The following is a 21,928-nucleotide window of genomic DNA, read 5'->3' as shown; positions in this document are numbered from 1 at the left end:
GAAAGGAAAGTGACGCATGGCTGGAGGCTCGGGCATCACTTTAGGGTTCATGAAATATGTGCTGGGCCTGGATGGCCTCGCCTTCGAAGAGGGACTGGGGCTCGCGGAGAAGCAGCTCAAGGCTAGCCAGAAGAAGCTCGCCAAGATCGGGGACAGGATGAAAGGCGCTGGCCAGGCGCTTTCGCTCGCAGTCACCCTGCCGGTTGTCGCCTTCGCTGGCGCCGCCCTGAACGTCGCATCTGACGCTGGAGAGCTACAGTCGGCCTTCGATACCACCTTCGGCGCGATGTCGAAGGACATGAATGAGTGGGCTCGGGTGACCGGCGATGCGATGGGCCGCTCGACCACGGAGATGCAGAAAGCCGCGAACACGTTCGGCATCTTCTTCAATACCGCCGTCCCGGCCGCGAAGGCGGCGGAGATGTCGAAGACGTTCTCCAAGCTGGCGCAGGACTTGGGCAGCTTCTTCAACGTCGACACGCAGACGGCCATCGAGAAGCTGCGTTCGGGCCTTTCCGGCGAAAGCGAGCCGTTGCGCGACTTCGGCGTCTTCCTGACCGAGGCATCGGTGAAGGCGAAGGCGCTGGAGCTCGGCCTGACCGGCGTCGGCAACGAGCTGACCGAGCAGGAGAAGATCGTCGCGCGATACCAGTTGATCCTGGAGGCGACCGGCAAGGCGCAGGGCGATGTCCAGCGCACGTCCGGCAGCTTTGCCAACCAGGTGCGTGCGTCCAAGGCGGCGTTCGAGGAACTGCAGGTGACGATCGGCACCAAGCTGATCCCGGTGCTGACCCCGCTGGTGAAGAAGATCGCCGAGATGCTGAATTGGTTTGGCGGACTGTCGGAGCGAACCAAGATGACCGCTCTCACCATCGCAAGCATCGCCGCGGCAGCCGGACCGCTGGCCTTCGCATTCGGCTCGATCACCGCCAGCGTAGGAACCCTGTTGCCCCTGCTCTCGCGGCTGGGCGGCGCGTCGGGCCTGCTCGGCCTGACGGGCGCAGCCGGACCCCTGGCGCTGGTCGCGGCCGGGGCGCTGGCCGTGTACGTGGCGTATCAGCACTGGGACAAGATCGGGCCCTGGATCGATGGCGTCATCGAACGCACGTCGGCTGCGGCTCGCGACATCAATGCCCGGCTCGCCGAAATACAGGCGGAGGCCACGGCTTTCGACAAGCAGATGGGGATCCCGGCGCCGACCGAGTTCTTCAGCGCGATCGGCAAGGAACTGCAGACTGGGTGGGAGCGGTTGGAGCGCTACGGCAAGGCCGTGCAGGACTGGGCCGATCGGTTCGATGCGGGCGCCGTGCAGGTGTGGAAGTCCTTCGAGACGATGCACGCGCGGGTGCAGGCGGCGTTCAACCGCATGGTCGGCGGCATCCGCGACTCGATCAACGGTGGCCTGCGTCAGTCTCTTCAGTGGGTGCAGGACAAGGCCAAGGCGGTCGGCGACGCGTTCTATAATCTCTACGATCGCGTGGTCGGTCACAGCTATGTGCCAGACATGGTGGACGGAATTGCGGACCACATGGCCCGGCTGGACTCGGTCATGGTGGCGCCGGCCGCGAAGGCAGCCGCGGCCGTGTCGGCAAAGTTCAAGGCGCTCGCCGAAGAGCTGCGCCCGCTGATGGATCGCCTGTTTCCCGAGGCCCGTGCGGCGCTCGATCTGAAACGCGACGCCGCCATGATCGAGGCCGGCCGCGCATCGGGCCAGCTGACACCGGATGCTGCAGATGCCGCGCGGTCACGCCTGTTCACCGGCACCAACCTGGAGGCAGTGGCGATCCCCGATTTTGCCGGCTTGGCGCACGTCTGGCAGCAGGTCGAGGAGGCGGTGTCCAAGCCGATCGAGACGGCGGCCGATCGTGCCGCAACAGCCTTCACCGACATCGCCCGGTCAGCTCTGGACGGCGCCCGCAACGTGGTGGATGCGATCAAGGGCGGCGGGCTGCTCGACATCATGGGATCGCTGCTGGATGCGTTCACGCAGCTTGCAGGCATGGGCGCGTTCGGGTCGAAGCTGCAGACTCGGGTGCAGGCCAACACCAATTTCGGCGGCTTCCGCGCGGCGGGCGGGCCGGCCGTGCCGGGCAAATCTTATGTCGTCGGCGAGAACGGGCCGGAGTGGTTCACGCCGCGCGCAAAAGGCTTCGTGACGCCGGGCGCAAACGACAATCGCTCGACCGTGCGGATCGTGCCCTCACCCTACTTCAGCGCGGTAGTCGACGGGCGCGCTGGCAAGGTCGTGCAGCGCGCCGCACCTGTGATCGCCGCGGGCGGCTCGGCCGATGCGCGCAGCCGGGAGGCTTTCATGCAGGATCGCAGGCTCGCATGATCGACCTGCCGCTGACGCCTGGTCCGGTCTCGATGGGCTGGCAGGTGATCGACTATGGCGGGCGCCAGACGCCCGCGCTGGGCGGGCCGGTGACGCGGGTCAATCGGCTGGGCAACCGGCTGGCGGTGGCGGTGGCGCTGCCGCCGATGCAGTCTGCGACCGGGCGACTGTGGGTATCAGCGCTCACCCAGGCGCTGACGCAAGGAGTGCGGTGGCGAGTGCGGCAACCGGACATGATCATCGGCGCGCCCGGCGCGCCGACCGTCGACGGCGCTGGCCAAGCTGGCGCGACGCTGGCGATCACCGGTGCGCAGCCGGGCTACGCGTTCCGCGTCGGCCAGATCGTCGCAGTCGGCGGTCGGCTGGCGATGCTCGCGGGCGGGATCGTCGTGGCAGCGAACGGCAAGGCGCTGTTGCCCCTGACCGCAGCGCTGCGCGCCGAGCCTGCGGGCGCGGTGGAGGTGGCGGCACCGATGATCGAAGGGTTGCTCGAGGGTGACGGGCTGCCGTGGAGCATCTCGCTCGCTCGCCATTATGGCCTCTCGTTCACGATCGCGGAGGCGCGCTGATGGCCTTCGACACACCGTTTCTGACGCTGGTCGGGCTGCTCAAGCTGGAGCTGCCCGGCGCCACGGTGCGGCTGTGCGACGGTGGTTTCTGCGACTGGAACGGCGAGCGGTACGAGGCGGAGCATCCTGTCTGGGGCACGCTGGCGGCGATCGAGCCGGTCGAGGAGGGCGTGGGCGATCTGGCGCCGGGCGGCAAGCTGACCTTCATGCCCGCAGCCGATGCGCTAGCTGCTGCCGTATCCTCGCCAGCCTTTCAGAACGCGCGGCTGCGTGGGTGGTTGGGAGAGATGGGGAGCGATGGTAAGACCGTGACCTCAGCACGTCCGCTGTTCGACGGGTCGATCGACACGACGACGGTGCGGCTGGCGCGGGGCTCGCGGATGGTGGATGTGAGCTTCGTCTCGCGCGCCGAACGGCTGTTCCTGACCAACCAGGGCAACACGCTCAGCCCGCGGTTCCACCAATCGGTGTGGCCGGGCGAGCGCGGGTTCGACAACTGCACAGGCGTCCCGACTGCGGTCGCGTGGGGGACGGAGGGGGCGCCCGCGAATGCTCTCTCCGCGGGCTCCGGCTTCTCCGGCGGCCTCGCGAATTTCGCTCGGCTGGCAGCACAGTGAAGGATCTCGAACGCAGGCGCGTGGGCACCGAAGCGACGCTGGCGAAGTACCGGTTGCGGCCGTTCGACTGGGCGAGCGCGGCGACGTGCATCCACCTTGCGCGGTCGCAGGCGCGCAACCTGGGTCATCGTCCACCCGCCATTCCGCGCTTCCGCTCGGCGGTGGGCGCGCGGACGGCGCTTGCGGCGCAGGGACATGGCACGTTGGAGGCGCTACTCGACAGCCTGTTCCCGCGCATCGCACCGGCGGCGATGCTGCTCGGCGACCTGGCCGCGCTGCCGGGCGAAGGGCCGTTCCCGGCGATCATGATCTTCGACGGCGGGGCGAAGCTGCTTGGCTGGCACGGCGCCGACCCGAGCGGCATCAAGCCGGTCGCGCGAGCGATGGGCGAAATCGTCGGAGCGTGGCGGCTGTGAGCAAGACCCTGCGCACGATCGGCGTCATCGCCGGCGCAGTGGCGCTGGTGGCTACGGGTGTGGGCGCGGTTGCGGGTGTCGGCCTGGCGGTTGCCGGGACCACGGTCGGCAGCATTGCCACCTATGCAAGTTTAGCGGCGGCGGTGGCGAGCATCGGTGCGCAGGTGACCGCCAAGAAGCCGGCGGCGAAGGGCGCGATCACGCAGCTGCTGATCGGGTCGAACCTGCCGCAGCCTTATTTGATGGGCTTCTGCTACTCGGCCGGCATCCAGGTTCACGACGTCGGATATGGCGGGACGGTCAACAAGGTCAGCAATCCGTGGCGCTTCATCGCGACCGTGCATTCGTGCTGCGGGCCGATCGACGGGCTGGTGCAGCAGCTGGCGGACTTCACACCGATCGGCGCCTATTATAGCGGTTGGCTGACGGTCGACGCGCAGCTCGGCGCCCGTCCCGAACTCGATCAAATCAAGCCGCAATTCGCGGGCGCAGGCGCGTCGCCGCCCGGCTGGGGGCCGGACTACAAGTTGTCCGGACATGCGGCGATCGGCTGGGGGCTGAAGTTCGACAAGGACGCGAAGCGTTTCTCGGGCGGTGTTCCCGCCCTCGGCGCGATCTGGCGCGGGGTGTCTGCCTATGATCCTCGGGCGGACTCGACCTTCCCCGGCGGCTCCGGTCCGCAGCGGATCGATGACGAGGCGACCTGGCCCTACACGCGCAATGCAGCACTGCACGCGGGGACTTACGCGTTCGGGCGGCACGTCAACGGGCGGCGCGTGTTCGGGGCCGATCTGGGCGAAGACGGGGTGGACTTCACCGCGGTCGCTGCCTGGGCGAATGTCTGCGACGCGAACGGCTGGACGGTCAACGGCAGCATCTTCGAGCCCGGGGACAAGTGGAACAACCTGAAGCGCATCGCCGAGTGCGGCGGTGGCGAGCCGCTGTTCATGGGCGGGCTGCTGAGCTTCTGCTGGGATGCGCCAGGCGTAGCACTCGACACGATCGATCTGGACGACTTGGCGGACGGCGAGCTGTCGGCGCCAGCGATGCGGCCGTGGAAGGACCGGCTGAACACGATCGTGCCGAAGTTCCGTTCGCCGGCGCACCGCTGGGACTTCATCGCGGTGGCGGCAGTGGCGAGCACGGCCGGCTTGGCGGCGGACGGCGAGGAGAAGGCCGACGAGCGCCAGTTCGATCTGGTCACAGACGGCGACCAGGCGACCGAGCTGGCGGGCTACATCGTCGAGAATGCGCGGGAGGCAGGGCCGTTCGTGCTGCCGTGCAAAACGCGGATGATCGAGTACCGAGCGGGCGACAAGCTCGATCTGTCGGAGGCGGTCGCGGCCGAACTGGCCGTCGCGCAGCGGCGCTGCGTGCTGGTGCAGCGCGGCGTCGATCCGGCGACCGGCATCGTCACGCTGACGCTGCGCACGGACGATCCGGCCAAGCATGCCCGCGCGCTGGGGCGCACGACGATCATCCCACCCGTGCACCTGGCGCCCACTGCCGCAGACCTCGATATTTCGTTCACGGCCAATTCGGCGGGCGCGGACGTGGCGGCTCTAGCCTTGGCGGTGGGATCACTACCGACCGATGGAACGACCCTGATCGAGCTGCTCGAAACGACGCAGGCTTTGGTCGACGAGCAGGCGGCGTTGATCACTGATCAGCAGGCCGCGCTCGATAGCCAGCAGACCCTGATCGGCGAGCAGCAGACCGCCATCGGCGAACTGAACGATCGCGTCGCAGTCCTCGAGAACTAGCCCTCCCTTCCGGAGCACCAGACATGCAGACTGCCGCCCGCCTCGCGCTCGCCGCGTGGCGCAACGATGACGTGTACGAGATCCCGATCCGGGTGCGCGGCGTCGACCTGACGAGTGTCGCGCTGGCGATGCAGGTGCGCCTGCGGCCGGATACGCCGGGAACAGCGCTGATCGACCTGGCGAAGGTCACCAACGGCAATCAGCAGGGCCTGCGGGTGGCGGGCATCACCACAGTCGCGGAGGTGGTTGAGAGCGACCTGCGCGTCCGGATCAACAAGTCGACGTTGCAAAGCCTCGCCTATGCGGGTGAGGTCGGCGACCCCGCGCCCTTCTCCTACGCACTGCTGATCGGTGGCCGTACCCGGCTGTACGGCGACTTCCACGTCCTGGCGCATGCCTATGGATCAGACGGCGCACCGCTGACCCGTCCGCTCGGCCTCTCCACTGTCAGCAGCGCCGCGCCGGACGGAGGCGCAACCCTGACGGTGGCGGCCGATGGCGGGGCTACCGTGACGATCGACGGGGCCGATCTGGTATCCCCGCTCGCGACGCAGGCGCAAGCAGCCGCTGTTGCGGCCGGCCAAGCGGCCGCCGCGCTCGGCCCGCTGGCAGCGACTTTCTCGGTGAAGCCGACGGACGGCTATCTCCGGCAGTGGACCGACGCCTACGGTCGCCAGTCCGCCGGCATCACGACCGATGGCACGTTCGAAATCTTCTCCGGACGGGTGCGCTATCTGACCGTGCTCAACCCGGTATCGCTGGTCGGGACGATCATCGGCGCGGTGACCGCACGAGCGGCGCCGAGCAAGGACCTCAAGCGCATCCTCGATCCGTACGGCCGACTGGCCTTGGCGGTAGAGGATGACGGGTCCGTCATCATCGGGGCGCTTCGAGACGGCAAAGGGCGGCTCGTCACGCCCCGCATCGACGCGAACACGGCCGCGATCGCCGCCCTCCAGACGCAGGCGCTGTACCAGGCGCCGGTCCAGCGGCTGAGGCTGAAGCGCGCGCTCTACGATGCGCAGGCCCGTCAGATCATGGCTGCCGATCCGGTCACGGTGAGTGCGTTCACAACCGCCACGAGCATCTCCGGCGGTGTAGGCTATGCGAAGAACAGCCCCCGCATTCGGCTGCTGGGTGGTCCCTGGGTGGCAGGGACGGGGTTTCCCGGTGCCACGATGATGTACCAGCGCAGCGTAACCTACAACGGTTCGACCGGCGGGGTGTCGGCCGGCAACACGGTGTTTGAGTTCCTGCTCATCGGCGACAGCTTCGAGTATTATACGCTCGGCACCGGCGGGCCGGGCAACTGGTCGCTCGAGATCGATGGCGTCGCCACCAACGATGCCGGATATCCGTCCGCGCCGAACAACACGGGCGGCGGTTACTACCACCTCGTGACCCTCCCCGTCGGCGGCGGTATCGCGCGCCGAATCCGGATAACGACGCCTGGCCGGCCCTTCGGAGGCATCAACGTCCCGGCGGGCGCCACCCTGCTCGACTCGACGCCGGCGCGCACTTCTTCGATGGTGGTCATCGGCGATAGCATCACCGAAGGCTCGGTCGCCACGGCCATGTGGAGGCGCTGGGCGAACCAGCTCGCCTACCAGCTCGGCATCGACAACGTCGACGTATCGGGCGTCGGCGGGTCCGGCTATCTCAACGCGCTCGGCTACAATGGCAACAATCCGAGGGCGGCCGGCTTCCCCGATTATCGTTTTCGTGAGCGCATTAATGACGTGCTTACCGCGATTAGCGGCGGCCCGCCCGATCTGCTGGTCGTGGCTGGCGGCATCAACGACAGCGCACTCGATCCGGCCGCCGTGGGTGCGGAGGCCCTGCTCTACTTCAAGGCGCTGCGCGCGGCCGCGCCCGACATGGCGATCGTTGTTTTGGGACCGTTCTGGGGCGACGCAGCGTATCCGGCGAGCCTGCTCGCGATCCGCGACGCGATCTTCGCGGCCGCCGCGCAGGTGAAGCGTGTGGCGACCGTCGACGTCTCCGGCTGGTACGCGCGCAGCGACCGGTCGACCTGGTTCAATGGCGGCGCCAACGGCCCCCATCCGATTGATGTGGGCCATGCGGCTTACGGCCAACTCGCCGCCGCCGCCATCAGCCCCATCATCGCCGCTTTCTAGAGGACACCGACATGCCCCTCCCACAAACCCTGGTCGAGACGCTCCCCGCCTTCGTCAACGCGCAGCGCGACATGCCGGTCGCGGCGAACGACCGGTCGCGCCTGGTGACGATCAGCGACGACTTCATCTTCGACGCGATGGACCCGAACGGCTATGCCGGCGGGGCGTTGCCGGCGGTGAACGCGGCGATCCCGGCGGCGGGGCTGGTCAACCTGGCGCCCGACGCGGCGCTCGGCATCCCGCGAACTGCCGCCGGGGCCGTGACCGCGATCCCGCGCACACCTGCGCAGCTGCCACTGTTCACCGGCAAAGGCCTGCGGATTGTCCCAGGCAGCAACGACGCGCTGCTGGTTAGCAAGGGCAATGTGACGCTCCAGCGGGTCTGCGAGCCGACGCTCGAGGGCTATGCCTCGCACCTGATGCTCGTCTTCTACAAGACGGCCACGATCGTGAACGGTAGCGCGCCCCTAGGGTTCGGGATCACCAACAGTACCGGCCAATTCGGGCGTTTCACTCAGAACGGGGGTGGCGATCTCACCTTCAATCCCGGTGCCATCGCACTGGGCGGCAGCGGCAGCGGTGCTTGGCACTGCGCAGCGACGCACATCGCATTCGACACGGGTGCCAATACGGCCACCATCCGTGGCTACATGGACGGGCTTCTTGCCGGGACCGCAACCGCGAGCATTTCGGCCAACTTCGCGATCGTCGACTATTTCGCTTGCCGTGCGAGCATCGGCGCGCAGACCAACGGCAACACTTTCAACGGCGAGATCGCGCGGGTGCGCCGGGTCTACACGACTCCCTGGCTGGCGGGGCTTTCGACTGCGGATGCGGCAGCGGCGATCGACGCGATGGTGGCGGCTGAGTTCGCCTGGAAAATGCCGCTGCTGCTCGCGTGATGTGGACAAGATGATCCGCGCTCCCAGGCCGTGCGCTTCTCGCTTTCGGAGGCTGACAATGTGGCGAACGCTCTCTCCCTTACCGCTGATGTTTCTGCTCACCGCAGCATCCCCGCCACAGGCGCTGAGCGTCAACGACATGGGGCGCACGGCGGCTGGGCTGTCCGACTGGCAGACCATGGCGTTCTTTCTGATGGGGGTGATCGCACTGCTGCTGACGGATCGGGCGGTCACGGCATGGCAGAACCGCGCGACCTTCGGGCAGCTCGCGTCGGCTATCGAAAAGCTGGCGGAGGCGGTCACCTTCAAGACGACGGACACCAACGTCAATTTGGAGATGATCAGGCACGACATCGCCAACATTCGGACGAAGTTGTCGTGACGCCTGTCGAGCCAACGGGGAGCCTGCTGCGAGCGGCCTTCGCCAAGCTGGCTTGCCGCAAGCCAGACCGCATGATGCGCGCGGCGATCGACAAACTGAACGACGCGACCGACGCGATGCCTCGAAAGGCGACCCTTTCGGACGCACTGGACGCCTTGGCACGGGAGCGTGGCCTGTGATCGCGACGTATATCTATGGGCTGGCGGGTATCGGCACGTTCATCAACGTCTGGGCCTGGGCTCACCTGCTGAGCGACCGTCTGAAGGTGCAGGATCGTCCGCGGTTCGGACGCGACCTCTACATCGCCGTGCGAGTTGGGCTGGCGCTCGGCTCGCTCTCGCTATGCGCCCTGTTCGTGCGGCGGGTGGTGGACGCGCTGCTCGGCACCGCGCCGCTGGTCGCCGACGCCTACACGATCGTCTTTGTCGCCGGGCTCGCGCTGGCCGAGGTCGCGTACCTCCATGCTGCTCGCCTCGGCGGGCGGCGTTGGCCCGTCCTGATCTACGCGGTCGCTGTCGCGGTGTGGACCGCCTTCATCGTCGGCCTGCCGCCCGCCTGACCTGACGGCGGTAACCCGCATCACCTGCGCACCCTAGTCGCCGGGTTAGGCGGTCCAACATCGGAGAACCGACATGACACGCTCGGCCTTGTTCGAGGCGGTGCGCCCGTTCGCACCCGACCAACGGTTCACGCCCGTTATCGTGGCACAGATCGACGGAGTTGCCGACGCGCTCGGCCTGCCGCGCGAGGTCGCCAACCACACGACGGGCCTCACCGATCCGGTCAAGTTCTTCACGCTCGCCAAGGACGTGCTCGGGCCCCTGGCTCAGCACGAGGTCGACGGGTGCAACGCGATCGTGGCGGCGTGCGGCGTGGCAGGCTGGCCGATCGCGGACACGGCCTATGCGCTCGCGACCGCGTTCCACGAAACGGCCGGCACGATGCAGCCGATCAAGGAGCATGGCGGGCTCGCCTATCTCACCCGGATGTACGACATCACCGGCGCGCGGCCCGCGAAGGCGCGTGAGCTGGGCAACCTCCAGCCGGGCGACGGCTCGCGATACTGTGGCCGTGGCTATGTCCAGCTGACCGGCCGGACCAACTACGAGAAGGCGTCGCGGGTGGTCGAGGTCGACCTGGTCGCCGCTCCCGACCGCGCGATGGAAGCGCCGATCGCGGCCAAGATCATGGTCAGCGGGATGCAGGAGGGCTGGTTCACCAGCCGAGACCTCGACGATGATCTGCCGCGCGCCGGGCCTGCCACGCTGCGCCAGTTCGTGCTGTCGCGCGACATCATCAACGGGAGCGACAAGGCCGAAAAGATCGCGGCCGAGGCGGTCGAGTTCCAGGAAGCGCTGGTCGCCGGGGGGTGGGCGCCACTCTGAGCCCTGTTGCGGAAACGAAGGTCAACCAAGGAGAAGACTATGACGAAGATGCGCGCAAAGCTGCAGATCGCCAGCGTGACCAAGCATGCCGGCGGCGCCGAGCAGCTGAAGTTCCACGGTGTCGCGGCGAAAAACTATGGTGAGGACGGCTTGGACGAGGACAACACCTTTGCCAAGTTCTCGCCGTCTGTGTCGCTCGACATCACCATCACCAACCCAGCTTTAGTGGGGCAGTTCGAGCCCGGCCAACGGTTCTATGTCGATTTCTCGCCCGCCGAGTAAGTCGAAGGAGGAGCGGCCTCTCACGGCCGCTCCTCACCCGCTGCCGCGTTTTCGCGGTGAACTTGAGGTGCCGGAGCCGACCCGACACGACCTCGACGGGCTTCCGCTCGACTTCGCCATCCAGCGGCTCGGGCGGCACTCACGATAGGAACCACTGTGAGCGAAGATATGACAGCGGCCGAGCCGCAGGTCCGCGTCGACAACGCGGAGAACATCAACGTGCCCGGCGACATCCTCGCACACCCGGCGGTGATCTGGCTGGTGGCGTTGGTGACGGTCGGCGTGCTCGGCGGCTTCGGCTGGGTCACCTACGCGGTGCTTAGCGCGGACGTCGCGACGGAGGCGACCACCCGAGGCATTGACCCGGCGACCAAGGGCGCGGTGATCCAGACCTGGAACAACCTCGCGGTGGCAGCCGCAGCGGTGTGGACCAGCAGCAGCGTCGTCAATCGGCTGAAGGGTGCGCGATGACCTGGCTGCGAACGAACCTCGCCCGCGTAGTCACCCTCCTGCTGGTGGCGCTGCTCATCGCCGCGGCGCTGACGGCCCGATCCTGCCAGCGCGAGCGAACCGCTACGACGGAGACGAGCCTCGCGCGAGGTCAAGCCGACGCCGCCACCGCCAGCGGCAAGGACGCGGTCGAGACGGTCGGCACCCGCGCGCAGGTCGACGCCGCAACCGACACCATCACCAGGGAGAACGCCGATGCGATCAGATCAGCCGAGGGCGCGAGCGCGCCTGTTGCCGCTCCTGTGCGCGATGCTGGCCTTGCAAGCCTGTGCCGGCGCGCCAGTTATCGTCGCGACCCCAAGTGCGTGCAGCACGCTCGTCCCTGACGCCTGGCGTGAGCCGGTCGCCGGCGCACCGCTGCCGGACGGTGAGACGGTCGGCGACTGGATCATGTTCGGCGACGCGCAGACCGCGCAGCTGGACAAGGCCAACGGCCGGACCGGCGACGCGCTGGCGATTGTTGGGCGGTGCGAGGCGCGCGACCGTGCGGCGTTGAAGCGGGCGCGGCCGAAGGTGCTGGGCCTGTTCTAAGGCCGCAAGGTATGGCAGGTAAAGTGCGGTGTCTCCCCGTCGCGCTTTGCTGGTGCTGTTGCTGGCGATGGCCCTTCTCGAGTTGGGTACCCGTGCCACGCGAATCGCGGACACTCCGCTCTACCTCGCTGACAACCGCATCGGATACATCCCGCGCCCGAACCAATCCGGCCGCTTTCTGTGGACGCACGACTGGTCGTTCAACGAGCTGAGCATGGGCACCTCGCGCCCATTCCGGCCCGCCCCTTCGAGCATCCTGCTGATCGGTGACAGCATCGTTTTCGGCGGCAATCCTTACACCGCAAATGAGCGTCTTGGGCCGCAGCTCGCGGCAGTCACAGGACGCGACGTTTGGCCTATCGGCGCTGGCAGTTGGTCGTTGCAGAACGAGCTTCAATACCTAATCGACAACCCCCGCGTGACAAGCGGGGTGGATCAGGTCGTACTTGTGGCCAATTCTGAAGATTTCGCGGGCCCCTCCTCGTGGGCGAACGAAATTACTCACCCGAAGAGCCGCCACTGGTCTGCAGCGTGGCAGGCGTTGCAGCGCTACGTCTTCCGCCCCGAGACTCCGAAGGCCTCGCTCCACCTGCAGGTACCCTTGGCAGACCCGTCTAAGCAGACCCAGCTAGTGTTGAGGCGTCTTCGTCGTCCGCTGATCGTCGTGGTTTATCCCACGCTGCGCGAGGCCGTGACGCGCAGTAGCTGCGCCTTCCAGCCACCTGCGCCACTTCGACACCAGAGTGTCCGCCTTTTGTGCATCAACACAGCGAAAGGCTGGCGTTCCGACTACTACCGTGATGACATTCATCCGACCGTCGAGGGCTATGGGCGTCTTGCGCGCATCATTGCTGCCAGCCTGTGACGAGAGGAACCGGCTGCTGCGCCCCGATCACCACACCCGCGCGTCGAAGTGCGTCTCGCAAAATCCGTCCGCGAACACCTCGGCGCCACAGTCAGAGCAGCGGCCGGGCTCGACCGATCGCCTCGTCGTCGCCACTTGGTACAGGTAGGCCGCAGCGACGAACCCCGCGGCCAAGACAACGATCACGCCGGCGCTCATTGCCCCTTCTCGACAGCTTCTTCGTCGTGTGCGCTCGGCCTAAGGTCTAGCTTCGTTGAGCCGTACCTTTCGTTCCAAACTCTATGCTTCTCCGCATCCTGCTCCGCCCTACGTTTTCCCGTCCGCATCCGGCGTTTGTCCTTGAGGTCCGACAGGAACACTGCGGTGACGATGGCGACGATGACCAGTGACACCGCTATGGCGATAGAGAAAGCTGCGTTGAAGCTGGCCGGGGTCATGCTCGCGAGATAAGGCGATGACGGCCGCATGGGAAGAAAAAGCGACGGGCATAACCGGACTTATCCCGCCGCGCCGATCATGATCGACGCCTCGCGCCGGGTGAGTTGGCCGATCCACAGCCGGCGCTCGCCGTCGTTCCAGTGCAGGCGAGCGAGGAGGGCGGCCTGTTTTGGCAGAGGCGCCGATGGACACACTCTCCGAGTTGGTGGAGAGCTACACTAGCGCCGCGACCTGCACCGGATCGGGTACGCTCGCGAGGATCGACGCGGTCTGTGACGAAGGTGAGAACCGGTCTGATTTCGTCCGCACCGCCGTCGCGCGCGAGCTGAAGCGACGCGAGGAGGGCGGGCCGGAGTAGCCCGTCGTGGTCCCCCCGGTCCGCTGCGCGATCTACACACGCAAGAGCCATGACGAGCGCGCCGACGCGCAGCTCGGATCGATCGAGCGCCAGCGTGAACTGTGCGAGGCCTATGTCGCCAGCCAGGCCGGCGGCGGGTGGGCCGCGCTGCCGGATCGCTTTGACGATCCCGGCCGGTCGGGCGGCTCGCTTGAGCGCCCGGCGTTGCAGCGGCTGCTCGAGGCGGTCGACGCAGGGATGGTCGACGCGATCGTGGTCTACAAATACGACCGCATGTCGCGCTCGCTCGCCGATTTCGTCGGGGTGTTGCAGCGGCTCGATCGCGCCGGAGTTTCGTTCGCGTCGGTCACCCAGCCGATCTCCACCGCTGACAGCGCGGGTCGGCTGATGCTCAACATCCTGCTGTCTTTCGCACAGTTCGAGCGCGACCTCACCGGCGAGCGCGCACGCGATTGGAAGGCGGGTGCGCGGGCGCGGGGCATGTGGACCAGCGGCCCGCCTCCGTTCGGCTACCGGCTGGAGGCCGGGCGACTGGTGATCGATGCCGAACAGGCCGAGGTGGTGCGCTGGCTTTACCGTCGCATCCAGGCCGACACGGTGTTCACGCCCCTGGCGCGCGAGATGAACGCGCGTGGCTTCCGCAACCGCAAGGGTGGGTCGTTCAATGGCCGGCTGGTGAAGGCGATCCTGTCCAGTCGCACCTATCGCGGCGAGATCCCGCACGACGGCGGATTCATGCCTGGGCGACATGCGGCGATCGTCAGCGAGCGACAGTGGCGGCGGGTACAGGAGAAACTTGCGGCGCTCGGCATCAAGCCACACCGCTGGTGACGACGAGCTTTAGAACATCCAGCCGATCATCATCGCCAGCGCGTAGAGCTGCAGCCCGATTGCAGCCGTGAACTCCATGGGCAGCATCGCGTGGCGAAGGAGCTTGCCGACCATCAAGCAAGGCTACGCCCGCCGCGCGCCCGCCGCAATCTACACCGGCGCGTCCCATCCCTCGCCCCGCAGCGTCGCAGCGATCGCGTAATAGCTCTTGCGGCAGCTATCCCAAGGATGACCCGACACGTTGTTCGCGCGATACCAATAAGCGTTGAGTGCATCACGCTGGCGCATGATGCACCACAGCACCGCCAGCGCGAGGCGGACCTCCTCGGTATCAATCGTGTGGGTCCGGGAGCGATACGCGGCGCGGTCGAGCACCTGGAGCGCGAGCGTGACCACCCGCTGGATTGATATTCGGGTCACTCAGTCGAGCGGCGCCCACAGCTCGCGGACCCCGAGCTCCCGTTCGGTCAGCCCGAAGAAGTCGGCAAGGATGCGGTGGTCGCGCTCATTCAGCGCCATAGGGTGGCCTTCACGCACGAAGCAGGCGAGGTACCCGTCGCGCCGGCCGAGCATGCGCGAGAGGCTGGCATAGTTCACGTCGGGTTTGTTCCAGCGCGCGACGGCCGCTTGCAGCATCTGGCGCGGGCAGGGGGGCAGGTGGCGATCGGCAGGCTTACCCATCGACAGCCGCCATCCAAGCGCTTTCCGCATCTTCCAAAGCCTCCCAGTCGTCCCCGCTCGCCCGACTGGCCTGGAGCCACTTGCGGGCGGCATCCATGTCACCGTCGCGCGGGAAGCTCCGGTCGGCGGCGGCGCTGTCGGCAAGCTGTCCAACGAAGCCGCCTCGACCCTTCTGATTGAGCAGCCAAGAGCCGAACGAAGGTGCAGCGGGTGCGTACCGATCTTGATCTGTGTGCATCGTCAGGGCTCCAAGCGAGTCGCCCAGCCGCTCTAGTATGTTCTTATTCCGTTCTCAATCGGAACGTGTCCGATAATGGCGGTGCCGGTTGCAGGAATCGAACCCGCGACATCCAGTTTACAAAACTGGCGCTCTACCAACTGAGCTAAACCGGCCCATCGACTTTGTAGGCTACGGTGGCTGGAGCCGCAACGCCTCGCTGATTGCTCGTCAGCCGCTCATGGGAGCGGCGCGGGTACGCAGGACGCGCCCCGTGCGTTGCGGTCTTCCTGAAAGGCTGACCCCCGCAGCCGTAAGCGACGAGGGTCCCTTGGCTCCCCGACAACGAGCCATGCCGCATCTTCCGCGAAGCTGCGGCCGCCGCTGCGCGACACCAGCGGCGAGAGCTCCAGCACTTGAGTGGCGAGGCGCGGGTGCTCGCGTCCGGCGAAGGTCAGCAGGCAATAGGGCGCGCCATCCGCTTCCGTCGAGGCGAGGTTCGCGTAAATGATGGCGCGCGCCCCAGCGTGCACGACTAGGAGGGTAAGGCCGAGGCAGCTCGCCAGCAGCAGAACACGCGTCTGACCGAGGCCGGCTCTTACGGGCATGAGCCCGACCAGCGCCGCCACCCCCATTGCCGGCCCGGCGACGCCGAGGTGCACCAGCCACGCCGGTGTGGCCCCCGCCAGTCGGTTGGCGAGCCAATGAAAGGCGAGCACGGCCACGAGCGCTCCCGTCGGCATCGCCCAGGACAGCCAGGGGGATGGCGGTCGGCTGGCGAAGAAGCGGTCATGGCCGACGTCCCAGATCGTCCGGGCCGCGATGCCGAGGCCGGTGAGCAGGCCCATCACCGCGAGAACCATGCCGCCCAGCCCCCAGCGATCCTCTCCGAATGGAAGGACGTGCTGCTGCAGCGCCAACAGTCCGAGGAGCAGGAAGAGGAGGCCATAGCCGAGCCCGATCCAGCGTCCGGTCAGGAAAGCGGGTGCGACGGACGCAAGGAGAAGCAGCAGGAGCAGGCCCATGCCTGACCGCTAGCAGGGGGTGATGCAGCCTGCGTGAAGAACGGGTGTGGCATTCCGGCAGCTCGGCGGTTCGGTGGAAACGGCTACGGCCGTTCGCCGACGGTCCAGCGTTGCGCGACCGTGGCGCGGTCCCACCAGGCGCGCGCGAGAAGCAAGGCGATCCGCGCGTCGGCGTCGCTGCCGTAGAGAACGAGGATCGCCGGCCAGCCGTCATAATGGGCCGTCTGCCAGAAAACGCCGGGCTCGGTGTCGAGCAACACCTCCTTTTCCTCGTGGCTGACGGCGAGGACGAAACTGCCCGAGTCAGGGGCGGTGGCGGCAGCGATCATCTTGCCCCGCATCTTGAGCGCGGGCTTGCCATAGGTCGTGGCCTGCTCGACGCCCGGGAGCCGAAGTCCGGCCGCGACCACCGCGGCCCAGTCCTTCATGGGGCCGCTGCCAGCACGTCGGCGGCGAACTTGGCGATGTCGAAGCGCGCGCTGCCGGGATCCTCGCCGCGGCGGACGATCACCAGCTGCGCGGACGGAATCACCATGATGTACTGGCCGCGGTTGCCCTGGGCGGCGTAGCTGCCCTCCGGCAGCCCCTGTTTGGGGCCGAACAGCCATAGGGTCGCGCCATAGCCGGGGCCGCTGGCGGGCTGTGGGCCCGACGGGCTGCTCATGTAGCGGATCCAGCCCGCCGGCAGCAGGCGCTTGCCCTGCCAGACGCCGTCCTGCAGCCAGAACTGGCCGAGCCGGGCGAGGTCGCGGGCGGTGGACCAGACCTGAGAGGAGAGGATGTAGTTGCCGCGCCAGTCTGTGCCCGGTTGGGTATGGGTCATGCCAAGCGTGGCGAGGAAATCGGTCGGGATGGCGCGATAGCGATCCTCGCCGATCGCCAGCCGCATCATATAGACTGCGAGCAGCGTATCGTTGTTGGCATAGCGGAAGCGGGTGCCGGGCCGCGCCGCCAGCGGCCAGCCGAGCGCCTGTTCGTCGACGGCGGTGCCGCCGAAATAGATCGCGTCGGTGCGGTTGCCGGCGGTGTCGCTGTGCAGCCCGGATGCCATGCGCAGCAGGTGGTCGAGCGTGATCGCGCCGCGCGGATCGCCCGCGCGGGGCCAAAGATAGCCGGTGTTCGGGCGCAGCGGTACGGGGCCGTTGGCACTGCCCGCCGCCCAGCCGATCAGCGTGCCGGCCAGGCTCTTGCCCGCCGACCAGGTGCGGTTCGACACGAACGGGCCCCAGCCGGCGGCATAGCGTTCTGCCATGACGGCGCCGTCACGCAGGACGATGACGCCCGTGGTTTTCGCGCCCGCGCCATGACTGCCGTCGAAGGCGCGGCCGACGGCGGCTGCAAGCGGAGGGGCAGGACGTGGCGCGATGCCCCGGTCGCCTTGCGGCCAGGGGCGGGGGTCCGCTTTGACGGGCGCAGGCGGTCGCCGGAAGGTGGCCGGCGCGGCGGGCGCGGCGAGACCGATCCGCTCGGTGACACAGCCGGTGCCCGGCTGCCAAGCGGCGCGGCGTGGCGGCATGACCGGGTCGTAGGCGACGGTGACCGACGCCGTCTTGCGGTCGACCGTGGCGGTCAGCGTCGGCACGATCGCCTCATATTCGGCATAGATGCCGGCGAGCTCGTCGCGGTCGATCTGGGCGGAGGTGCGGCCGGCGGAGAAGATGCCGGAGCAGTACATCGCGGCTTTGTAGCCGGCGGCGATCGCGCGTTGGTACGGGGTCGGTTCGGATGGGCGCTGGGCGGCGGATGGGACGGCGAGGGCGCAGGCGAGGGCTATTGCGGCGGGGGTGATTCGGTAGGCGCGGCGGGCTGGAACTTCACGAAATGCACGACACGTCTTGGCCGGAATCGGATCCCGGGCAGGAGCGAGGATGTGGCGGGTGAGGCGAAGCGGGTAAGGTCGGGCGATCATGCGGAGAGTGAGGCAGACGGAGTCCTACATTGCAAGTGGGGGCTCGCTATCGCCACTTCCCCCGCGAAGGCCGGGGCCCAGTCTCGGGCTTTTGTGGGGTGGGGGTGAACCGTCCCCACCGCATTCCTTGCGACTGGGCCCCGGCCTCCCGCCGGGGAAGATGAGCGGGATCAGTCCTCGCTGCGCGCTGGCCGCTGTTCGTCCCACCACGCCATGCGGTCCGCCACGCGCTTTTCGAAGCCACGGTCGGTGGGTTCGTAGTAGCGTTCCGGCGTCATCTCCTCGGGCCAATAGTCCGCGCCGGAGAACGCGCCCTCGGCATCATGGTCGTAGGCATAGCCTTTGCCATAGCCGAGATCGCGCATCAGCTTGGTGGGCGCGCCGAGGATGTGCTTGGGCGGGCTGAGCGAGCCGTTCGCCTTGGCGCTCGCCCACGCCGCCTTCTGCGCGGTGTACACCGCGTTCGATTTGGGGGCCGTCGCCAGATAGAGGCACGCCTGGACGATGGCGAGTTCGCCTTCGGGAGAGCCCAGGAAGTCGTAGGTGTCCTTGGCGGCGATGCATTGGACCAGCGCCTGCGGGTCGGCGAGGCCGATGTCCTCGACGGCGGCGCGGGTGAGGCGACGGAGGACATAGAGCGGCTCCTCGCCCGCGGTCAGCATGCGCGCGAGATAGTAGAGGGCGGCCTGCGGGTCGGAGCCGCGGATGGATTTGTGGAGCGCGGAGATGATCCCGTAATGGCCCTCGCGATCCTTGTCGTACACGGCGACGCGGCGCTGGAGAAACTGGCCCAAAGCTGCGGGATCGAGTGGTTCCTTCAGATCGGCAGCGAACAGCGTCTCGGCCTGGTTGAGCAGGAAGCGGCCGTCGCCGTCGGCGCTTGCGAGCAGCGCGTCGCGCGCCTGTGGGTCGAGCGGTAGCGGGCTCGCGATCGCCTCGGCGCGGGCGAGCAGGCGTTCGAGCGCGGCGTGGTCGAGGCGGCGGAGCACCAGGACCTGCGCGCGGCTGAGCAGCGCGGCGTTGAGTTCGAAGGACGGGTTCTCGGTGGTGGCGCCGACCAGCGTCACCGTGCCGTCCTCGACGAAGGGCAGGAAGCCGTCCTGCTGCGCGCGGTTGAAGCGATGGATCTCGTCCACGAACAACAAGGTGCGGTGACCGAGCCGGCCATGGTCGCGCGCTTCGGCGAACACCTTCTTGAGGTCCGCGACTCCGGAGAAGACGGCGGAGATGGCAACGAAGCGCAGGCCCACCGCGTCGGCGAGCAGCCGGGCGATGGTGGTCTTGCCAGTTCCAGGCGGCCCCCACAGGATCAGCGACGACAGGCGGCCGGCGGCGACCATTCGCCCAATCGCCCCATCCGGGCCGGTCAGGTGCTCCTGGCCGACGACCGCGCCCAGCGTCCGTGGACGCAGGCGTTCGGCCAGCGGCGCGTCTTCAGTTGAAGCGACCGGCGGCACGGGTGGGTCGAAGGCGGCGAACAGGTCGGCCATCATGGCCCTGTAGGTGCGCGCGCGGCCACCGTCACCCGGAACTTGTTTCAGGGTCCACGCGCGATGGCTTCCATACCAGGCCCTCCGCGTGGACAGAGCGTCGCGCGTAGATGCTGAAACGCGTTCAGCGTGAGGGACGAGGCGGGCGCACCGCTAATCGAAAATATATCTCGAACGCTCTTTACAAATCCATTCGACGATATATCTTAGTTGCATCATGCTACACAAAGGAACGAAGATGCATTTCAGTTTCAACAAGGGAAATTGCGGCCCTCGCGGCGGACGCTGGCAGCGTGGGCCGGTCAGCGTCGAATGGAGCGGCTTCGAGCGGGTCGATGGTCGCCCGGGCGGGCGGCAACGGCGCATGTTCGACGGCGGCGAGCTGCGCCTCGTGCTGCTCAAGCTGATCGCCGATCAGCCGCGTCACGGCTATGATCTGATCCGCGAGATCGAGGAGCTGACCGGCGGCGCCTATGCGCCTTCGCCCGGCGTCGTTTATCCGACGCTGACACTGCTCGACGAAATGGGTCAGATCGGAGAGCAGCAGTCCGAGGGCGCGAAGAAGCGCTTCGCGGTGACCGAGGCGGGGCGCGAGGAGCTGGCGGCGAAGCGGCCCGAGGTCGACGCGCTGATCGCGCGGCTGACGGCCTTGGGCGCGCACCGCGAGCGGTCGGACCGCGGTCCGGTGCGGCGCGCAATGGGCAATCTCGGCCAGGCGGTCGGCAATCGGGTGGCGCGCGGCGATTTCTCCGACGAGACGCTGCACGATATCGCGGCGCTGATCGACGAGGTCGCGCAGAAGATCGAGCGGCTGCGATGAACGTCGCTGTCGCCCAGGTGCCGACCGGGTCGGCGAGCCGCTATCTCCAACAGCTCTGCAAGCATTGGAGCCACAATCTGCAGGTCGAGTTCACGCCCGAACAGGGCCGGGTGGAGTTCCCGAGGAACGCGCGCGGGGCCGATCATCCGGGTGACGGGGTCGCGCTGTTCGGGGCAGGCGAGGACGCGCTGACGGTGCGCCTCGAAGCTACGTCTCCCGAGCAGCTCGCCGGGCTGCAGGGCGCGGTCGCGCGGCACCTGGACCGCTTCGCCTTTCGCGAGGCGCCGCTCAGCTTCGACTGGCGGCCGGCCTAGCGACCTCCAGATAGGTGTCCAGCACCGCCTGGTTGGCCGTGTCCCACCGGAACGCGGCCGCCTTGCGGTGGCCGGCCTGGCCCATGCTCCGGCGCAGGTCCGGCTCGGCAACGATCCGCGCGATCGCATCGGCATAGGCGTCGCAATCGCGCGGCGGTACAAGGAAGCCGGTGACGCCGGGCTCGACCAGGTCGACCGCGCCGGTCGCGCGCGCCGCGACGACGGGAACGCCGGCGGCCATCGCCTCCAGCGTGACGTTGCCGAAGGTCTCCGTGACGCTGGGGTTGAAGAACAGGTCCATCGATGCGACCGCGCGGCCGAGATCGTCGCCCGACTGGAAGCCCGCGAAGACTGCGTCGGGCACCTGGCCTGCGAACCAATCGCGGGCGGGGCCCTCGCCGACGACGAGGGTACGGGCGGGTACGCCACCGTCGCGCAGTGCGGCCATGACCTGCGCGAAGACGTCCAGGCCCTTTTCCTTTACCACGCGGCCGAGAAAGCCGACCGCGACCTCGTCATCGCCGATCCCCAGGCCGCGCCGCCAGGCGAGATCGCGGCGCGCGGGGGTGAAGCGGTCATGGTCGATCCCGCGCGACCAGATGGTGACGGGCGTCGTCACGCCCCAGCCGCGGATCACCGCCGCCATCGACTCCGCTGGCGGCATCACCCGGTCGACGCGATTATAGAAGCGCTTCTGGACGGCGACGAGGAGCGGCTCGAGCATGCCCGCGCGATAATAGCGAAGATAGGTCTCGAAGCGCGTGTGCAGCGAGGCTACGGCCGGGAGCCCGCGCCGCCGCGCCCAGCTGAGCGCGCGATGGCCGAGCGGGTCGGGGGCGGAGAGGTGGACGATATTCGGGGCAAACGCCGCGAGGTCGCGCCGGATGGCGCCGGGCAGGCCCAGCGCGAGCCGGTATTCGCCGCGTTCGCCGGGCAGCGCGAAGGACGGGACGCTGACGAGGTCGCCGTTATGCCGGAACGCGGGCGTGGCGGCGGTCGGCGCATAGACGCGTACCGCAGTGCCCTGTGCGAGCAGATGCCCGACAAGCAGATTGAGCGCCTGGGTCGGCCCGTCCCGCGTGTAGTTATAATTGCCGCTGAACAGCGCGACACGGAGGTCCGAAGGAAGCATGGCGGTGGGCCTTAGCGG

At 67.9% G+C, this 21,928-nt stretch carries 29 protein-coding genes and 1 tRNA gene; 20 read left to right on the top strand and 10 right to left on the bottom strand.

What is annotated here, in order from left to right; all coding sequences use genetic code 11:
• Nucleotides 1-16: 16 nt before the first annotated feature.
• The 16 genes from VFQ64_RS11040 (at nt 17) to VFQ64_RS10965 (ending at nt 12,695) form a co-directional block, all read left to right on the top strand.
• Nucleotides 17-2,335: a phage tail tape measure protein gene (locus VFQ64_RS11040; RefSeq protein WP_325103336.1), complete on the top strand. Its 2,319-nt coding sequence runs from the start codon at nt 17-19 to the stop codon at nt 2,333-2,335.
• Nucleotides 2,332-2,904 (top strand): hypothetical protein, encoded by a 573-nt coding sequence (locus tag VFQ64_RS11035; protein WP_325103335.1) that lies wholly within the window; start codon nt 2,332-2,334, stop codon nt 2,902-2,904. The genes VFQ64_RS11040 and VFQ64_RS11035 overlap by 4 nt, the downstream gene beginning before the upstream one ends.
• Nucleotides 2,904-3,521 carry a hypothetical protein gene (locus VFQ64_RS11030; RefSeq protein WP_325103334.1) on the top strand — a complete coding sequence of 206 codons (618 nt, stop codon included), beginning with the start codon at nt 2,904-2,906 and terminating at the stop codon, nt 3,519-3,521. The genes VFQ64_RS11035 and VFQ64_RS11030 overlap by 1 nt, the downstream gene beginning before the upstream one ends.
• A gap of 20 nt (nt 3,522-3,541) precedes the next feature.
• Nucleotides 3,542-3,937, top strand: a complete 396-nt coding sequence (locus VFQ64_RS11025; RefSeq protein WP_325103333.1) for a DUF6950 family protein — start codon at nt 3,542-3,544, stop codon at nt 3,935-3,937.
• Nucleotides 3,934-5,700: a hypothetical protein gene (locus tag VFQ64_RS11020; protein ID WP_325103331.1), complete on the top strand. Its 1,767-nt coding sequence runs from the start codon at nt 3,934-3,936 to the stop codon at nt 5,698-5,700. The genes VFQ64_RS11025 and VFQ64_RS11020 overlap by 4 nt, the downstream gene beginning before the upstream one ends.
• A 23-nt stretch (nt 5,701-5,723) precedes the next feature.
• Nucleotides 5,724-7,838, top strand: coding sequence for an SGNH/GDSL hydrolase family protein (locus VFQ64_RS11015; protein WP_325103329.1), 2,115 nt, complete (start codon nt 5,724-5,726; stop codon nt 7,836-7,838).
• 11 nt (nt 7,839-7,849) lie between these two features.
• Nucleotides 7,850-8,740: a hypothetical protein gene (locus tag VFQ64_RS11010; RefSeq protein WP_325103328.1), complete on the top strand. Its 891-nt coding sequence runs from the start codon at nt 7,850-7,852 to the stop codon at nt 8,738-8,740.
• 88 nt (nt 8,741-8,828) lie between these two features.
• Nucleotides 8,829-9,122, top strand: a complete 294-nt coding sequence (locus tag VFQ64_RS11005; protein ID WP_325103327.1) for a hypothetical protein — start codon at nt 8,829-8,831, stop codon at nt 9,120-9,122.
• On the top strand, nt 9,119-9,301 hold the full coding sequence (locus VFQ64_RS11000; protein ID WP_325103326.1) for a hypothetical protein: 183 nt from the start codon (nt 9,119-9,121) through the stop codon (nt 9,299-9,301). The genes VFQ64_RS11005 and VFQ64_RS11000 overlap by 4 nt, the downstream gene beginning before the upstream one ends.
• Nucleotides 9,298-9,681, top strand: a complete 384-nt coding sequence (locus VFQ64_RS10995) for a hypothetical protein (RefSeq protein ID WP_325103325.1) — start codon at nt 9,298-9,300, stop codon at nt 9,679-9,681. The genes VFQ64_RS11000 and VFQ64_RS10995 overlap by 4 nt, the downstream gene beginning before the upstream one ends.
• 73 nt (nt 9,682-9,754) lie before the next feature.
• Complete coding sequence (locus tag VFQ64_RS10990; RefSeq protein WP_325103324.1) at nt 9,755-10,507, top strand: glycoside hydrolase family 19 protein; 753 nt, start codon at nt 9,755-9,757, stop codon at nt 10,505-10,507.
• A 39-nt stretch (nt 10,508-10,546) separates the two neighbouring features.
• Nucleotides 10,547-10,789 carry a hypothetical protein gene (locus VFQ64_RS10985; RefSeq protein WP_325103323.1) on the top strand — a complete coding sequence of 81 codons (243 nt, stop codon included), beginning with the start codon at nt 10,547-10,549 and terminating at the stop codon, nt 10,787-10,789.
• Between the two features lie 156 nt (nt 10,790-10,945).
• Nucleotides 10,946-11,260 carry a hypothetical protein gene (locus VFQ64_RS10980; protein WP_325103322.1) on the top strand — a complete coding sequence of 105 codons (315 nt, stop codon included), beginning with the start codon at nt 10,946-10,948 and terminating at the stop codon, nt 11,258-11,260.
• Nucleotides 11,257-11,625: a hypothetical protein gene (locus VFQ64_RS10975; protein WP_325103321.1), complete on the top strand. Its 369-nt coding sequence runs from the start codon at nt 11,257-11,259 to the stop codon at nt 11,623-11,625. Before VFQ64_RS10980 ends, VFQ64_RS10975 begins: the two co-directional genes overlap by 4 nt.
• A 64-nt stretch (nt 11,626-11,689) precedes the next feature.
• Nucleotides 11,690-11,830, top strand: coding sequence for a hypothetical protein (locus VFQ64_RS10970; RefSeq protein WP_325103320.1), 141 nt, complete (start codon nt 11,690-11,692; stop codon nt 11,828-11,830).
• Between the two features lie 46 nt (nt 11,831-11,876).
• Complete coding sequence (locus VFQ64_RS10965; protein ID WP_325103319.1) at nt 11,877-12,695, top strand: SGNH/GDSL hydrolase family protein; 819 nt, start codon at nt 11,877-11,879, stop codon at nt 12,693-12,695.
• Nucleotides 12,696-12,722: 27 nt separating this feature from the next.
• Here the strand turns inward: VFQ64_RS10965 and VFQ64_RS10960 are convergent, their stop codons facing one another.
• Together VFQ64_RS10960 and VFQ64_RS10955 are read right to left on the bottom strand one after the other, a co-directional pair.
• Nucleotides 12,723-12,881, bottom strand: a complete 159-nt coding sequence (locus VFQ64_RS10960) for a hypothetical protein (RefSeq protein ID WP_325103318.1) — start codon at nt 12,879-12,881, stop codon at nt 12,723-12,725.
• 8 nt (nt 12,882-12,889) lie between these two features.
• On the bottom strand, nt 12,890-13,132 hold the full coding sequence (locus tag VFQ64_RS10955; protein ID WP_325103317.1) for a hypothetical protein: 243 nt from the start codon (nt 13,130-13,132) through the stop codon (nt 12,890-12,892).
• 185 nt (nt 13,133-13,317) lie between these two features.
• On the opposite strand from VFQ64_RS10955, the gene VFQ64_RS10950 reads away from it, so the two are divergent.
• Together VFQ64_RS10950 and VFQ64_RS10945 are read left to right on the top strand one after the other, a co-directional pair.
• Nucleotides 13,318-13,491: a YlcI/YnfO family protein gene (locus tag VFQ64_RS10950; RefSeq protein WP_325103316.1), complete on the top strand. Its 174-nt coding sequence runs from the start codon at nt 13,318-13,320 to the stop codon at nt 13,489-13,491.
• Between the two features lie 6 nt (nt 13,492-13,497).
• On the top strand, nt 13,498-14,322 hold the full coding sequence (locus tag VFQ64_RS10945) for a recombinase family protein (RefSeq protein WP_325103315.1): 825 nt from the start codon (nt 13,498-13,500) through the stop codon (nt 14,320-14,322).
• A 150-nt stretch (nt 14,323-14,472) separates the two neighbouring features.
• Here the strand turns inward: VFQ64_RS10945 and VFQ64_RS10940 are convergent, their stop codons facing one another.
• From VFQ64_RS10940 to VFQ64_RS10910, 7 genes are all read right to left on the bottom strand, one after another.
• On the bottom strand, nt 14,473-14,718 hold the full coding sequence (locus VFQ64_RS10940; RefSeq protein ID WP_325103314.1) for a hypothetical protein: 246 nt from the start codon (nt 14,716-14,718) through the stop codon (nt 14,473-14,475).
• A 24-nt stretch (nt 14,719-14,742) separates the two neighbouring features.
• Nucleotides 14,743-15,003: a hypothetical protein gene (locus VFQ64_RS10935; protein WP_325103313.1), complete on the bottom strand. Its 261-nt coding sequence runs from the start codon at nt 15,001-15,003 to the stop codon at nt 14,743-14,745.
• A gap of 320 nt (nt 15,004-15,323) precedes the next feature.
• A tRNA-Thr gene (locus tag VFQ64_RS10930) sits at nt 15,324-15,396 on the bottom strand.
• A gap of 63 nt (nt 15,397-15,459) precedes the next feature.
• Complete coding sequence (locus VFQ64_RS10925; protein ID WP_325103312.1) at nt 15,460-16,245, bottom strand: hypothetical protein; 786 nt, start codon at nt 16,243-16,245, stop codon at nt 15,460-15,462.
• 83 nt (nt 16,246-16,328) lie between these two features.
• The gene (locus VFQ64_RS10920) at nt 16,329-16,673 is read right to left on the bottom strand and encodes an MmcQ/YjbR family DNA-binding protein (protein WP_325103311.1); all 345 of its coding nucleotides are present in this window, start codon (nt 16,671-16,673) and stop codon (nt 16,329-16,331) included.
• On the bottom strand, nt 16,670-17,920 hold the full coding sequence (locus tag VFQ64_RS10915) for a serine hydrolase (protein ID WP_325103310.1): 1,251 nt from the start codon (nt 17,918-17,920) through the stop codon (nt 16,670-16,672). The genes VFQ64_RS10920 and VFQ64_RS10915 overlap by 4 nt, the downstream gene beginning before the upstream one ends.
• A gap of 404 nt (nt 17,921-18,324) precedes the next feature.
• Nucleotides 18,325-19,644 (bottom strand): replication-associated recombination protein A, encoded by a 1,320-nt coding sequence (locus tag VFQ64_RS10910; protein ID WP_325103309.1) that lies wholly within the window; start codon nt 19,642-19,644, stop codon nt 18,325-18,327.
• Between the two features lie 238 nt (nt 19,645-19,882).
• On the opposite strand from VFQ64_RS10910, the gene VFQ64_RS10905 reads away from it, so the two are divergent.
• A complete protein-coding gene (locus VFQ64_RS10905) occupies nt 19,883-20,464 on the top strand; it encodes a PadR family transcriptional regulator (protein ID WP_325103308.1) in 582 nt (193 codons plus the stop codon).
• Nucleotides 20,461-20,778, top strand: a complete 318-nt coding sequence (locus VFQ64_RS10900) for a DUF2218 domain-containing protein (protein WP_325103307.1) — start codon at nt 20,461-20,463, stop codon at nt 20,776-20,778. Before VFQ64_RS10905 ends, VFQ64_RS10900 begins: the two co-directional genes overlap by 4 nt.
• Here the strand turns inward: VFQ64_RS10900 and VFQ64_RS10895 are convergent.
• Nucleotides 20,753-21,910, bottom strand: a complete 1,158-nt coding sequence (locus tag VFQ64_RS10895; RefSeq protein ID WP_325103306.1) for a glycosyltransferase family 1 protein — start codon at nt 21,908-21,910, stop codon at nt 20,753-20,755. The two genes, VFQ64_RS10900 and VFQ64_RS10895, sit on opposite strands and share 26 nt — an antisense overlap.
• Nucleotides 21,911-21,928: the final 18 nt, after the last annotated feature.

Origin of the sequence: Sphingomonas sp., assembly GCF_035714405.1 — a bacterium.
In the GTDB taxonomy this organism is placed as follows: domain Bacteria; phylum Pseudomonadota; class Alphaproteobacteria; order Sphingomonadales; family Sphingomonadaceae; genus Sphingomonas.
The sequence above is the reverse complement of the archived record's forward strand: the minus strand, read 5'-3'. Positions and strand labels throughout refer to the sequence as shown.

Bases quoted from the DNA above. Each gene is read 5' to 3' on its own strand.
- VFQ64_RS10900 (WP_325103307.1), top strand. From the start codon at position 20,461: ATGAACGTCGCTGTCGCCCAGGTGCCGACCGGGTCGGCGAGCCGCTAT.
- VFQ64_RS11040 (WP_325103336.1), top strand. From the start codon at position 17: ATGGCTGGAGGCTCGGGCATCACTTTAGGGTTCATGAAATATGTGCTG.
- VFQ64_RS10975 (WP_325103321.1), top strand. From the start codon at position 11,257: ATGACCTGGCTGCGAACGAACCTCGCCCGCGTAGTCACCCTCCTGCTG.
- VFQ64_RS10950 (WP_325103316.1), top strand. From the start codon at position 13,318: ATGGACACACTCTCCGAGTTGGTGGAGAGCTACACTAGCGCCGCGACC.
- VFQ64_RS10910 (WP_325103309.1), bottom strand. From the start codon at position 19,644: ATGGCCGACCTGTTCGCCGCCTTCGACCCACCCGTGCCGCCGGTCGCT.
- VFQ64_RS10970 (WP_325103320.1), top strand. From the start codon at position 11,690: ATGTTCGGCGACGCGCAGACCGCGCAGCTGGACAAGGCCAACGGCCGG.
- VFQ64_RS11035 (WP_325103335.1), top strand. From the start codon at position 2,332: ATGATCGACCTGCCGCTGACGCCTGGTCCGGTCTCGATGGGCTGGCAG.
- VFQ64_RS10935 (WP_325103313.1), bottom strand. From the start codon at position 15,003: ATGGGTAAGCCTGCCGATCGCCACCTGCCCCCCTGCCCGCGCCAGATG.
- VFQ64_RS10920 (WP_325103311.1), bottom strand. From the start codon at position 16,673: ATGAAGGACTGGGCCGCGGTGGTCGCGGCCGGACTTCGGCTCCCGGGC.
- VFQ64_RS11010 (WP_325103328.1), top strand. From the start codon at position 7,850: ATGCCCCTCCCACAAACCCTGGTCGAGACGCTCCCCGCCTTCGTCAAC.
- VFQ64_RS10985 (WP_325103323.1), top strand. From the start codon at position 10,547: ATGACGAAGATGCGCGCAAAGCTGCAGATCGCCAGCGTGACCAAGCAT.
- VFQ64_RS10895 (WP_325103306.1), bottom strand. From the start codon at position 21,910: ATGCTTCCTTCGGACCTCCGTGTCGCGCTGTTCAGCGGCAATTATAAC.
- VFQ64_RS11030 (WP_325103334.1), top strand. From the start codon at position 2,904: ATGGCCTTCGACACACCGTTTCTGACGCTGGTCGGGCTGCTCAAGCTG.
- VFQ64_RS10955 (WP_325103317.1), bottom strand. From the start codon at position 13,132: ATGACCCCGGCCAGCTTCAACGCAGCTTTCTCTATCGCCATAGCGGTG.
- VFQ64_RS10925 (WP_325103312.1), bottom strand. From the start codon at position 16,245: ATGGGCCTGCTCCTGCTGCTTCTCCTTGCGTCCGTCGCACCCGCTTTC.
- VFQ64_RS10990 (WP_325103324.1), top strand. From the start codon at position 9,755: ATGACACGCTCGGCCTTGTTCGAGGCGGTGCGCCCGTTCGCACCCGAC.
- VFQ64_RS10905 (WP_325103308.1), top strand. From the start codon at position 19,883: ATGCATTTCAGTTTCAACAAGGGAAATTGCGGCCCTCGCGGCGGACGC.
- VFQ64_RS11015 (WP_325103329.1), top strand. From the start codon at position 5,724: ATGCAGACTGCCGCCCGCCTCGCGCTCGCCGCGTGGCGCAACGATGAC.
- VFQ64_RS11005 (WP_325103327.1), top strand. From the start codon at position 8,829: ATGTTTCTGCTCACCGCAGCATCCCCGCCACAGGCGCTGAGCGTCAAC.
- VFQ64_RS10915 (WP_325103310.1), bottom strand. From the start codon at position 17,920: ATGTACTGCTCCGGCATCTTCTCCGCCGGCCGCACCTCCGCCCAGATC.